9 protein-coding genes are annotated in these 12,610 nt (G+C 38.0%); 2 read left to right on the top strand and 7 right to left on the bottom strand.

Annotated features, from left to right (window positions below; all coding sequences use genetic code 11):
• Positions 1 to 28: 28 nt before the first annotated feature.
• Positions 29 to 3,025, top strand: coding sequence for a protein translocase subunit SecDF (gene secDF, locus FJ651_RS08100; RefSeq protein ID WP_140990005.1), 2,997 nt, complete (start codon positions 29 to 31; stop codon positions 3,023 to 3,025).
• Between the two features lie 79 nt (positions 3,026 to 3,104).
• On the opposite strand, the gene FJ651_RS08095 is transcribed toward secDF, so the two are convergent.
• The 5 genes from FJ651_RS08095 to folE all read right to left on the bottom strand — a co-directional run bounded on the left by FJ651_RS08095 (position 3,105) and on the right by folE (position 6,951).
• On the bottom strand, positions 3,105 to 3,602 hold the full coding sequence (locus FJ651_RS08095) for a DUF192 domain-containing protein (protein ID WP_140990004.1): 498 nt from the start codon (positions 3,600 to 3,602) through the stop codon (positions 3,105 to 3,107).
• Entirely contained in the window at positions 3,599 to 4,423 is an 825-nt protein-coding gene (gene lgt / locus FJ651_RS08090) for a prolipoprotein diacylglyceryl transferase (RefSeq protein ID WP_140990003.1), read from the bottom strand. Before lgt ends, FJ651_RS08095 begins: the two co-directional genes overlap by 4 nt.
• 107 nt (positions 4,424 to 4,530) lie before the next feature.
• Positions 4,531 to 4,776, bottom strand: coding sequence for a membrane protein insertion efficiency factor YidD (gene yidD, locus FJ651_RS08085; RefSeq protein WP_140990002.1), 246 nt, complete (start codon positions 4,774 to 4,776; stop codon positions 4,531 to 4,533).
• Positions 4,776 to 6,260, bottom strand: a complete 1,485-nt coding sequence (gene cysS, locus FJ651_RS08080; RefSeq protein ID WP_140990001.1) for a cysteine--tRNA ligase — start codon at positions 6,258 to 6,260, stop codon at positions 4,776 to 4,778. The genes yidD and cysS overlap by 1 nt, the downstream gene beginning before the upstream one ends.
• 13 nt (positions 6,261 to 6,273) lie before the next feature.
• Positions 6,274 to 6,951 carry a GTP cyclohydrolase I FolE gene (gene folE / locus FJ651_RS08075; RefSeq protein ID WP_140990000.1) on the bottom strand — a complete coding sequence of 226 codons (678 nt, stop codon included), beginning with the start codon at positions 6,949 to 6,951 and terminating at the stop codon, positions 6,274 to 6,276.
• Positions 6,952 to 7,215: 264 nt separating this feature from the next.
• Here folE and FJ651_RS08070 point away from each other — a divergent pair, with 264 nt between their 5' ends.
• The gene (locus tag FJ651_RS08070) at positions 7,216 to 9,813 is read left to right on the top strand and encodes a T9SS type B sorting domain-containing protein (RefSeq protein WP_246085336.1); all 2,598 of its coding nucleotides are present in this window, start codon (positions 7,216 to 7,218) and stop codon (positions 9,811 to 9,813) included.
• Positions 9,814 to 9,884: 71 nt separating this feature from the next.
• Here FJ651_RS08070 and FJ651_RS08065 read toward each other — a convergent pair whose 3' ends face one another.
• Both FJ651_RS08065 and FJ651_RS08060 read right to left on the bottom strand, forming a co-directional pair.
• On the bottom strand, positions 9,885 to 11,405 hold the full coding sequence (locus FJ651_RS08065; RefSeq protein WP_140989998.1) for an OmpP1/FadL family transporter: 1,521 nt from the start codon (positions 11,403 to 11,405) through the stop codon (positions 9,885 to 9,887).
• A 96-nt stretch (positions 11,406 to 11,501) separates the two neighbouring features.
• Entirely contained in the window at positions 11,502 to 12,608 is a 1,107-nt protein-coding gene (locus tag FJ651_RS08060; RefSeq protein ID WP_140989997.1) for a hypothetical protein, read from the bottom strand.
• Positions 12,609 to 12,610 lie beyond the last annotated feature (2 nt).

Raw genomic sequence — 12,610 nt, 5'->3', positions numbered from 1 at the left:
GTTTTAAAAAAATATAAATCTAACCATAATGCAAAATAAAGGTTTAATTAAGCTTTTTGCTCTTTTATTCGGATTGGTAAGTATTTACCAGTTATCCTTCACATTCAAGAACAATCAAATTGAAAGTCAAGCCGCAGAATTTGCTTCGGCAAAATACAGTGATATTGATCGTGCCAATGCAGAGCAAATTCGCTACTTAGATTCAATAGGCAATGAAGAAGCCTACAATATTGGTGTTGCAAAATTTACCTATAATGAGGTAAAAGACAACTCAATGAATTTGGGTCTGGATTTAAAAGGCGGTATTAACGTGATACTGCAAATTTCAGTACGCGATATTTTAAAAGGATTGGCCAACAACTCCAAAGATCCTATTTTTAACAGAGCACTGGCCGATGCCGAGACTATTCAACTCAATTCTCAAGATACCTATTTAGAGGCATTTTTTAAAGCTTTCGATGCTATCAAAGGAGATACTAAACTAGCCTCCCCCGATATTTTTGCCAATAGAACTCTAAGTGAAGAGGTGACAATAGACATGAGCGATGCTCAGGTTAAATCGGTTATTGAAGCTAAAGTAGATGAGTCAATTTTAGCTGCTTTCGAAGTATTGAGAAAGCGTATCGATAAATTTGGTGTTACCCAACCAAATATTCAGCGATTAGGGAATTCAGGAAGAATATTGGTTGAATTACCGGGAGCAAAAGATGTTGAACGTGTTAAAAATTTACTTCAAAGTACAGCTCAATTAGAGTTTTGGGACGTCTATAAAGCAGAAGAAATTTTAGGCTATGTCTTACAAGTAAATCAGGCCTTAGCTGAAGAAAATGCTTCGAAAAAAGTCGATACCACTGCAACCACTGAATCGCCACAAGATGAAGCACAATCGGCTATTGATGCACTTACAGGTCAAATCGAAGCAGATACATCTAATACAGACGATGTTAATCCCCTTAAAATTGTAGGCTTAGGTGGTGGTCCTATCATTGCGACATTCGAAGCGAAAGATCAGGATATGATACTGGAACATCTTAATAATCCACGTTTTAGATCATTATTACCGGCAGAACAACGCTACGTAAAATTTGCCTGGGAAAAGCAGGAACGCAATAGCGAGTTGGTCAACTTATACGCCATTAGGGGTAATCGTGAAAATGTACCACAGTTAAGTGGTGCCGTTATTACCGATGCCAGACAATCTTACAACCAAAGAAATCAGCCATCAGTTAGTATGCAGATGAATGCTAAAGGTGCAAGAATCTGGGAGGAAATGACACGTATGGCCTACGAAACTCAAGGCTTTATTGCTATTGTTTTGGATGGTATTGTTTATAGTGCGCCAAGTGTTACCAGCGGACCGATTACGGGTGGAAACTCTGAAATTTCAGGTTCTTTTACTGTTAATGAAGCCATAGATTTAGCCAACGTTTTGCGCGCCGGTAAACTACCTGCAAAAGCTGATATTGTTCAGGCCGATGAAGTTGGACCTTCTTTAGGTCAAGAAGCTATTGATAGCGGAACAAAGTCATTTTTGATTGCCTTGGCATTTGTATTGGTTTGGATGGTTTTCTATTATGGTAAAGCCGGTGTTTTTGCCGACATTGCTTTGTTGTTCAATATCCTTTTAATATTTGGAGTGCTTTCGGGCCTTGGTGCCGTTTTAACATTACCCGGTATTGCCGGTATTGTTTTAACCATAGGTATATCGGTGGATGCCAATGTACTTATCTTTGAACGGATAAGAGAAGAAATAGCCAAAGGAAAAGCAATTAAAGAAGCTGTAAAAGATGGTTTTAGTAATGCATTGTCATCAATTTTAGATGCCAACATCACAACAGGTTTAACAGCTATTATTTTATTTGTTTTTGGAACCGGACCAATTAAAGGTTTTGCAACAACTTTACTTATTGGTATTATAACATCCCTGTTTACTGCAATTTACATTACCAGATTACTGGTAGACTGGATGGTTGAGAAAGGGGTGAGTTTAGATTTCTCTACTTCTATTACCAAAAACCTGTTCAAAAACGTTAATATCAATTTCTTAAGAAAGAGAAAAATTAGTTATGTGGTTTCAGCTGCATTAATTCTCATTAGTTTAGGGTCGTTATTTACCACAGGATTAGATCAAGGTATCGATTTTGTTGGAGGTAGAACCTATCAGGTAAGATTTGCTCAGGAAGTCAGTACAGAAGAGGTGAAGTCTTCATTAAATAATGTGTTGGGAAGTGCCGAAGTCAAAACTATCGGTGCTGCCAATCAGCTTAAAATTTCAACCAAATTTAAAGTAGATGAAAACTCGGCTGAGGCCGACGAAGAAGTTCAAGCCTTATTGTTTGAAGGATTAAAGGCGTTTTTACCTGATGGTATTACCTATAAAGACTTTAAAGAAGGATCAGGCGAAGCAATGATAGGCAAGATGTCTTCAAGTAAAGTAAGTCCAACTATAGCCGAAGATATTAAGGCAGCATCAGTTTGGGCGGTTTTAGGATCTTTAGTAGTGGTATTCTTGTATATCTTGGTGAGATTTAAGAGATGGCAATTTTCATTGGGTGCTGTTGCGGCAGTATTCCACGATGTATTAATTGTATTAGGTATTTTCTCATTGGTATGGAAGTATATGCCATTTAGTATGGAAATAGATCAAGCGTTCATTGCTGCTATTTTAACGGTAATTGGATATTCGTTAAACGATACGGTGGTAGTGTTTGACCGTATTAGAGAATATGTGAACGAACACACCGGTTGGGAATTTAATAAAACCATTAATGCTTCATTAAATGCTACTATCAGTAGAACTTTAAATACCTCGCTAACAACTTTAGTAGTGTTATTGGCCATGTTTATTTTTGGTGCCGATTCGCTAAGAGGTTTGTTGTTTGCCTTAATTGTTGGTGTAGTGGTAGGTACGTATTCGTCGCTATTTATTGCAACACCTATTATGTATGATACGGCCAAAAGTGGTGATGCCGCTGAGTCCTTAAAGCGTAAAGTTGAAGAAGAAGCTGAAACACAAGAAGCTTAAAAATAACTTTATATAATATAAAAGCCGACTTCAACAGTCGGCTTTTTTTGTGATTTCGTTTTTGTGATTTTGAATAAGTTTAAAAACGAATGTAATCGCCCGGCTCAATACCCCATTCTTTAACCTTCCCGGCATTTACTTCTAAAACGTATTTGGCAATATTCTTTGAAGGTAAAGCAGTTTCGTCCATAACAGTTGTATTCTCATAAATGTCTACCACTATTTTTTCTTCATTTAGATAAAGAATATCTAAAGAGATTTTGGTATTCTTCATGTAAAAAGCTAAATATTGAGCCTCATCAAAAATAAACAGCATGCCTTGTTGGTCACCTAATTGATCGCGATACATTAATCCGGTTTCACGTTTGTAAGGTGTATCGGCAATTTCAATATCTATTTGTTGTAAAAGACTATCGGTTTCCGATTTATGGATGCTTAATTTACCATCTTTTTTAAACGAAATTTCAACCGGTTTGGGTTTTGGGGTTTTAGTTTCTAGGCAAGAGGATAACGACAACCCTAATGAGATCCCAAGAATTGCCACCAATGTTATTTTTCGGTTTACGTAACATCTCATTTTTTAAGCGCAGGTTTGTAAACAAACATAAAATACAATCCTATTAAAATAAAGGGAATGCTTAACCATTGTCCGGTGTTTAAGCCTGCAAAATTTATAAATTCGTCACCTTGAGGTTCTTTTAAAAATTCCACAAAAAATCTGACAGCCCATAACATAAGTAAAAAGCTTCCAAATAAAAACCCTTCTTGTTTAGCTTTTTGGGTTTTCCAATAGGTGAAAAATAGAATGAGAAATACGAACACATAGCAACCGGCTTCGTATAATTGAGATGGATGGCGTGCAAAATCTTCACCTAATTGTTTAAATACCACGCCAAAATCACTTTCGGTAGGCTTTCCAATAATTTCAGAATTAATAAAGTTACCAATTCGCACCGCTACAGCTCCTAATGCTACAGGAATCACAACACGGTCTAAAATCCATAGTACGGTTTTGTGCAATACTTTTTTATTGTATAAGTACATAGATATGATCATTCCAATAGCTGCGCCATGACTGGCCAAGCCTCTAAAACCTGTAAATTCAAAACCACCTTGAAATTTAAACGGTAAAAATATGCTGAAGAAATCTTCTTTAAATAATTCTGGTTGATAGAAGATAACATGACCCAATCTCGCGCCAAGCATGATGCCCAAAACAGAATAAATAAACAAGGAGTCTAAAGATTCGTTAGTTTGACCTTCGTTTTTATAAATGCGCTTCATGATTAAAAATCCAACCACAAACGCTATAATCCACATTAAGCTATAGTAATGTAAAGTTAGAAACCCTAAATCAAGACCTTTAGACGGATCCCATATAAATTTAAGTGCTATCATGTTTTTTTAATTTGGTAGTAAAGATAAGATTTGACCATTAAAAATGAAGTGAGAACCACATCTTTTTATGTCCGTTTATAACTTCAAGTATTTTCAGTTATTAAATTTTAGTTATCATCCTTTTCCGGAACAGGATCATAGCCACTTCCTCCCCAGGGATGACAACTAAAAATCCTTTTCAACGCCAACCAACCACCATTTAACAATCCGTGTTTTTCTAATGCTTCTTTGGCATAATGAGAACAGGTAGGTTGATATCTGCAGGTGGCAGGTGTAAAAGGTGAAATGAATAATTGGTAAAACTTAATAAGCAGAACAAAAGGCGCAATTAGTATTTGCTTTAACACCTTCATTAATTAACGGTAAACGATGTTCCTTCTTTTCCATCCTGAAGCTGTATACCCATGGCGGCCAGTTCGTCTCTAATTTGATCTGACAAGGCGAAGTTTTTATTGGCCCGCGCTTCTTGTCTCAATTTAATTAGCAACTCAACAGTGCCTGAGAGCTTATTGCTATCGGTAGAGACTTCTGCGGTATCTTCAATACCCAACACCTCAAAAATAAAACCGTTCATTGTTTGCTTTAAAATCTCAAGGTCATCTTGTGTTATGCTGGCACTGCCATCTTTAACTTGATTAATATATTTAACGGCATCAAAAAGGTGAGCAATTAAAATGGGTGTGTTAAAATCGTCGTTCATGGCATCGTAACACTTTTGTTGCCAGGTCGCTATTTCGAATGTGGATTGATTGGAGGTTTGAAGTTGTTCTAAATTTTTAACAGCTTCCATCAAACGATTAAAGCCTTTTTCACTGGCTTGTAAGCCGCTATCAGTAAAATCGAGAATGCTTCTGTAATGTGCTTGTAGCATAAAAAATCTGGCAACACCAGCCGAATAGGCCTTCGAAATATTGTTGTTGTCTCCGGTAAAAATTTCGGTTGGTAAAATGTAGTTTCCGGTTGATTTGGCCATTTTTTTGCCATTCATGATAAGCATATTGGCATGCATCCAGTAATTAACGGGTGCGTGGTCGTTACATGCTTCGGCCTGTGCAATCTCGCATTCGTGATGTGGGAACTTTAAATCCATACCACCACCGTGAATATCAAAAGACTCGCCAAGATATTTGGTGCTCATGGCCGTACATTCTAAATGCCATCCTGGAAATCCGTCACTCCACGGCGATGGCCAGCGCATAATATGTTGTGGTTCGGCCTTCTTCCAAAGGGCGAAGTCTTGCGGATTTTTCTTATCGGTTTGTCCGTCTAGTTCACGGGTATTGTGAATTAAATCTTCAACATTGCGCTTACTTAAAATCCCGTATTTTTTCTGTTTGTTGTATTCCAATACATCAAAATATACCGATCCGTTTACAACATAGGCCAGACCTTTGTCGATAATGGTTTTAATAATTTCAATTTGTTCTATAATATGTCCGGTAGCCGTTGGCTCTATACTAGGCGGTAAAAAGTTAAATTTATTCAGGATGTTATGAAAGTCTACGGTGTAGCGTTGTACCACTTCCATAGGTTCAATTTGTTCTAATCGCGCCTTTTTAGCAATGCGGTCTTCGCCGGCATCGGCATCATTTTCAAGATGTCCGGCATCTGTAATATTTCTAACGTAGCGTACTTTATAACCAAGATGCTTAAAATATCTAAAAACAACATCGAAAGACATAAAGGTTCTAACGTTCCCTAGGTGAACATTACTGTAAACAGTTGGCCCACAAACGTACATGCCAACATGACCTTCGTTTATGGGATTAAATATTTCTTTTTCTCCACTTAAGGAATTGTAAATTTTAATTTGCTGCGATTTGTAGGTTGGCGTCATTTTAAAAATAAAATTAGAATTTTGTGTCTAAAGCGATGTAAGATAAAAATTCTTTTCTAACAATTTCTTCTTTAAACTTTCCTCCAAATTCTGCGGTCACCGTACTGCTTTCAATATCTCTAATACCTCTGGAATTGACGCATAAATGCTTAGCGTCTATAACACAGGCCACGTCATTGGTGTTGAGTACTTTTTGTAATTCTTTTACTATTTGAATAGTGAGACGCTCTTGCACCTGAGGTCTTTTGGCGAAATAATCTACAATTCTATTCATTTTAGATAAGCCAACCACGGTTCCGTTTGATATATAGGCAACATGCGCCCGGCCAACAATAGGTAATAAATGATGCTCACAGGTAGAATAAACAGTGATGTTTTTTTCTACCAGCATTTCACCGTATTTATATTTGTTTTCAAAGGTAGACGACTTTGGTTTTCTTTTTGGGTTGAGTCCGCCAAAAATCTCATTAACAAACATTTTGGCAACACGCTTGGGTGTGCCGGTAAGACTGTCGTCGGTTAAATCTAAACCTAAGGTTTCCATGATGTGACGAACATCGTCCATAATGATCTCTATCTTTTCCTCATCATTTAAAACAAAGGCATCATCTCGTAGTGGCGTGTCGCTCGATGTGCTGATATGGTCATCGCCTAAGGCGTCGATATCTTTAAATTGGTCTTCAATTTTCATAAGCAATTTGCTTTCTAAGGCTTTACTTTTAAACAGATTGCAAAGATAAGCATTTTTGACAGGATTGCAGGCGAGACAGAATCATAAATTAAACTTTAAGTTTTTATTAGTTAAAATTTGGAATTGTATGCCCCGAAAAGTTTGTTTTATTAAAATTTTCTTAATTTTCAGCGCCTTTAAATTAATTGCTCTGTAATGTTGAAAAAGATTTGCTTTGTTTTTTCTTTACTTTTTTATAGCCTGAGTTTCTCTCAAAATGTAGTCATGCAAAATGCGACTATAAACCAATGTTCGGGGGTATTTTACGATTCAGGAGGTGAATTTGGAAATTACGCGAATAACGAAGATTTTGTCTTAACCATTTGTCCTGAAAATGCGGGACAAAAAGTACAAGTTGAGTTTTTGAATTTCAACGTTGAATCAGATCGAGATGTGCTTACCATTTACAATGGAGATTCTACCGCAGCCAGTGCATTTGGTAGTTTCTCCGGATTAACTAATCCTGGACTCATTAGAGCATCTTTAGATAATATTTCAGGCTGTATTACTTTTGAATTTACATCAAACAATAGTATAAATGAAACGGGTTGGGAAGCAAATATATCGTGCATAACGCCGTGTCAAACTATCAATTCTCAGATAGATAATACCAATCCATTACCAAATTCAGATGGTTATATAAGAGTATGTGTAAATGAGGAAATTACATTTGATGGAAGCGGTACCTTCTCTACAGATGGAACGGGTGCAACTTACCAATGGGATTTAGGTGATGGTACAACTTTAGACGGTCAATCAGTTACTTATTCATATGATACACCCGGAGTATATCTTGTTAATTTGAATATTAGAGACACTAATACTTCGGAAAATCCTGAGGGTTGTGCTAATAAAAATTTAATTAATCAAGTTGTGCAGGTTTCTAATCAACCGGATTTTACTGGCACTGCACCTGTTCAACAAACTATTTGTATTGGAGAATCTACCACAATAAACGGTGTTGTTTCTGCGATTGAGTTTATAAATGATTGTACACCACCTGTAAGTGGATCTACATTCTTGCCGGATGGTAGTGGTGTTTCTTATGAAACTTCCGTTACCGTAGATTGTTATGATGCTGACCAAACATTAGACGACATAAGTCAATTAGTTAGCATTTGTATAAATATGGAACACTCGTTCTTAGGAGACTTAGTCATTGAAATTATCTCCCCAAATGGACAAACTGTAAGAATGCACAACCAAGGTGGCGGTTCAGCTAATTTAGGAATACCATGGGCTACAGGGGCTATAGATAATAATAGTGAAATCACTACCCCTGGAATTGGATCGAACTATTGTTTTGTGCCGGGAAATGAAAATCCAACACTAGTAGGAGGAATTCAAGCCGGTGGTGTTTTTCCATTGGGCGATGGTCCCGAAACTTATACAGATTTATTTGTTCCAGAAGGAAACTATAGTTCTGTTTTTCCGTTAACCGGACTTTTAGGTTCACCCCTTAATGGTAATTGGACTCTTAGAATTACAGACAATATTTTTCAAGATAATGGTTACATTTTTGAATGGGGCATTAACTTTGATTCTGCTATACAACCTTCTGAACTTTCTTTTACACCAGTTATTGTCAATCAAGAATGGGATGCAGATCCGTCTATAACTAATACTAACGGGAATACAATAACCGTACAACCTTTAAATATTGGACAGTATTGTTATACATATAGAGTGGTGGACGATTTTGGTTGTGAATATACTCAAGAAGTTTGTATTGATGTCCAAGAAGTTCCATTGGCCAACTCAGATGGTGTGCCTATTAAATATGAGCAGTGCGACAATAATGTGGAGACCGATGGCAACTCAGGTAACGATAGCACAATATTTGATTTGGGTACTCAGGATCCACAAGTGCTCGATGGGCAAAACCCGGCAAACTTTAGAGTTGGCTACTACTTAAGCGAGGAAGCTGCGGTGTTAGGAGAGAACCCACTGCCCACCTTGTACCGAAATCAGAGTAATCCACAGGAGATTTGGGCTCGAGTAGACAATAACGATACACCCCAAAGTATTTGTTTCGCGATTGCGCCAATAACTTTGCAGGTTAATCCTCTACCGGCGTTTAATTTAGAACCACAATACAATATATGTTTTGATCGGAACGGTACGGAAGTAATTGACCTGGCTATTATTAATATAGGTTTATCAGATACAGATTACACCTTTGAATGGAGTTATAATGGTACTCTAATACCAGATGAAATAAGATCTAGTTTGGTACCATCCCAAGGTGGCACCTACACAGTAACTGTTACAGATATTAGTACATCGGCATTAACTTCCTGCGAGTTTACTCAAAGCACCGAAGTCATAGAAAGTTCACCACCAAGTTTGGTACTTAGTTTAACTACCCGGGCCTTTGCAGATACCCATGAAATAGAAGCGGTGGCTACAGGTATGGGCGAATATGAATACAATATAGATAATGGGCCATGGCAGGATAGTGGTACATTCACAAATGTTAGTATAGGCACGCACACTATAACAGCCAGAGACAAGAACGGTTGCGGATTGGTGAGTAAGTCTATCACAGTGATAGATTATCCGTTATTCTTTACGCCCAATGGCGATGGCCGAAATGAAACATGGAACATTGTAGGATTAAACAACCAACCAAGCGCAAAAATTTATATATTCGATCGCTATGGGAAGTTGCTCAAACAACTAAGTCCGTCGGGTAACGGTTGGGATGGGACTTTTAATGGACAATTAATGCCAAGTAGCGATTATTGGTTTGTAGTAGAGTTTCAGGAGCCAAGAACCGGAGAGCCACAAGAATTTAGAGCGCATTTTACTTTAAAAAGATAATTACAAAATTTAACGAAATAATAAATGCCACGTAAAAGGTGGCATTTATTATTTCTAGTTTTTAATAACCACTATAAGTTGAATGTAACAGTCATAAATATGTTATTGTTGGTAGCATCAACAAAAGCCTGGTCGGTTAAACCAACACTAAATAACTGTTCACCAAAAAGTCTGCTGGTATATTCATAAGCTAAGTCAAGCTTGAAATTCCCAAAATTATAACCAAAACCCAATGAGTAAGCATTTAGGTCACCCATAAAATTGGTGTCATCACTGTAAGGACTGCCTTCAAATCGGTAACCACCTCTTAATGTGGCCTGTTTAATGCGGTATTCACCACCAATTCTGAAAGTATTAGAGACGGTAAGATTACGTCTAATCAACTCGTTCTGCGCACTGAAAAAGGAATCAGAAACCGGTCTAAATTCGGCATTACTATAATCTTTTCTGCTAAAATCAAAACTTATTAAGCCGGATGAACCAAATACATAAGCAGCACTGGCAGTGATTCGTCCGGGCGATTTAAGACGATAAGCTTCATAAACATTTATAACACTAGGGTCGATTGTTAAAGCTATATTATTACCATTTTCATTTCTTACTGTACGAATGGCTTGTGATGTTTCTTCATTTATTCTATACCAGGTTGGAGAATCATACGAGAACCCAAGGCGCATACCATCAGATAGCTTCAAAATTGTTCCCAGTTGAAATGAGAATCCTGCACCGGTAGTAAACAAGTTATTTTCAAAATTCACGGAATTCACTAAAGAACCCTGGTTGTTATTGGTTTCTGAAAAAAATGTAGAACGCTCGTAATTTAAGAAATGGGTATTAATATTGGCGCCAATATAAAGTTGGTCTCTGTATTGGCCGGCAAAATTAAACGTAAATTTGCCATTATAACCTCGGGAATTCAAAACGTTTTGCTGATTAAAATTACCGGCTGCGATGTTGGAGACGTAAGATGTGTTATCATCTGCGTCAACTACCGGATCAATAATAAACGACTCGAACCCAAGGAATGCTTGTTGATGTCCAAACCCAAAAGTTTGCCCGATGTCTCTATAGGCCTCCGAGAAGGTTTCTCCGGGAAGCACAGAAATTTCGTCTAATCTTCTGCCATCTGCATAAGCTAAAAAATAACGGTCTATGGAGCGTGTATTAGTTCCTACAGCACTCCAGTTATTATTAAAATCACCTGTTTTATCATAACCAAGACCTAGGGTAAACTTATTCCATCCCGAGTTTGAGTTGGTGTTTTGAAAAACAAAAACGGCACCTCCTTGATTTAAATCAAATTTTGAGTCCGTTTCCGAGGTGAAACCATTGAAATATTGTGTTTCATTCTTATTATTTAGCATTGAGAGTGTAAATCCTGCCTGGCTAGTTGCAAAAACGGCCGATCCTGCTGGATTTAAACTTACCGCTGAAAAGTCGCCGCCAAGCGCACCAAAAGCACCTCCCATTGCTCTAAAACGCGCAGTTCCCTGAATGTTATCCATCGAGTATCTTAAGGCATCTGATAAATCTTGAGCAACTGTCGTTGCCGTGATACCTAAAACTAAAACTAAAACAAACTTATTTTTCATTTTATAATTGATCTGAAATTATTTTAAGCTAATAAAAAAACCCATAAACATTGATATACCTAAATGTTTACGGGTATATACTTAAAGGAGGTAAAATCAACCACCACGTCTGCCACCGCCTCCTCCAGAAGAGCCGCCACGACTACCGCCTCCTGTAGAACCACCTCTGCTGCCTCCTGAACTCATTGTTCCACCACTTGATCTTGAGGAAGAACTGCTGCGAGTTGTTGTTGAAGAGGATCTTGAAGTGCCACTATTGTTGATACGGGTATTACCTCGCGATGTATTGTTCATACGAGTGCTACTACCTCTTGAATAATTGCTGTTTCTGGTTCCAATAGAATTTCTTGTAGACATTCTGGTATTTGAAGAGCGTCTTAAATTATTTTGTTCAACTGTTCTTCTCAAGTTAGAATTGGCCGGTAAGGCACTACTTGAGCGTCTGCTAACTGTGGAATTATTTAGATTACTCCTTCTATTTTGTTGTATAGAGTTATTTCTTCCGTAACCTGACGCAAACACGTCACCTCTTCTCGAGCCCATAAAAGCTACATTATTATTCCCGTAGAATCCGCCAACGCCCCATCCGGGACCCCAGCCCCATCCGGGACCGTAGAAACCACCCCAACCGAAGCCACCGCCCCAGCCAAATCCTGCATTCCAGCCCCAGCCGCCCCAGCCAACGCCCCAGTTATTCCAGCCCCAACCGGGACCCCAAGCGCCCCAACCGGGACCCCAGTGATTCCAAAGTGGCCATCCGCCACCGCCCCAGCCAAAGCCTGTATTCCATAACCAAGGATCCCAGCCCCAGTTGTTCCAGCCGTTGTTGTAGAAGTTAATATTAACTACATCGTTGGTTTGACCCCAGCCACTGTAGCCGGTTCTCATTGCTAGTGTATCTTGTGGTTGCGTGTAATCGCTGCTGTAATCATCTACATCGGTAAAAACATCACTTTGAGCAACTACTGCCTCTACTTCTCGTTTACGCTCTTGGAAGTAGTTTTTATAATAACCTGCATCACTATCAACCGTTTCAACTGTTTGTACTTCGGTTAAGACGCGTTGACTCGAAGGTACTTCAGAATAAATACCGTCATTGTTGTACCCAACATATTCGTAAGTGCCACATGACGTAACAAAAATTGAAATACCAAGTACAACAATAACTTTATTTATTTTGTGTATGTATTTTTTTGATAACATAA

Source organism: Paucihalobacter ruber (assembly GCF_006494535.1).
GTDB classification, from domain to species: Bacteria; Bacteroidota; Bacteroidia; order Flavobacteriales; family Flavobacteriaceae; genus Paucihalobacter; species Paucihalobacter ruber.
The sequence above is the reverse complement of the archived record's forward strand: the minus strand, read 5'-3'. Positions and strand labels throughout refer to the sequence as shown.

Excerpts from the sequence above, each read along its gene's own strand:
- FJ651_RS08060 (WP_140989997.1), bottom strand. The coding sequence starts at position 12,608 with ATGTTATCAAAAAAATACATACACAAAATAAATAAAGTTATTGTTGTA.
- FJ651_RS08065 (WP_140989998.1), bottom strand. The coding sequence starts at position 11,405 with ATGAAAAATAAGTTTGTTTTAGTTTTAGTTTTAGGTATCACGGCAACG.
- FJ651_RS08070 (WP_246085336.1), top strand. The coding sequence starts at position 7,216 with ATGCAAAATGCGACTATAAACCAATGTTCGGGGGTATTTTACGATTCA.
- FJ651_RS08095 (WP_140990004.1), bottom strand. The coding sequence starts at position 3,602 with ATGAGATGTTACGTAAACCGAAAAATAACATTGGTGGCAATTCTTGGG.
- lgt (WP_140990003.1), bottom strand. The coding sequence starts at position 4,423 with ATGATAGCACTTAAATTTATATGGGATCCGTCTAAAGGTCTTGATTTA.
- yidD (WP_140990002.1), bottom strand. The coding sequence starts at position 4,776 with ATGAAGGTGTTAAAGCAAATACTAATTGCGCCTTTTGTTCTGCTTATT.
- folE (WP_140990000.1), bottom strand. The coding sequence starts at position 6,951 with ATGAAAATTGAAGACCAATTTAAAGATATCGACGCCTTAGGCGATGAC.
- cysS (WP_140990001.1), bottom strand. The coding sequence starts at position 6,260 with ATGACGCCAACCTACAAATCGCAGCAAATTAAAATTTACAATTCCTTA.
- secDF (WP_140990005.1), top strand. The coding sequence starts at position 29 with ATGCAAAATAAAGGTTTAATTAAGCTTTTTGCTCTTTTATTCGGATTG.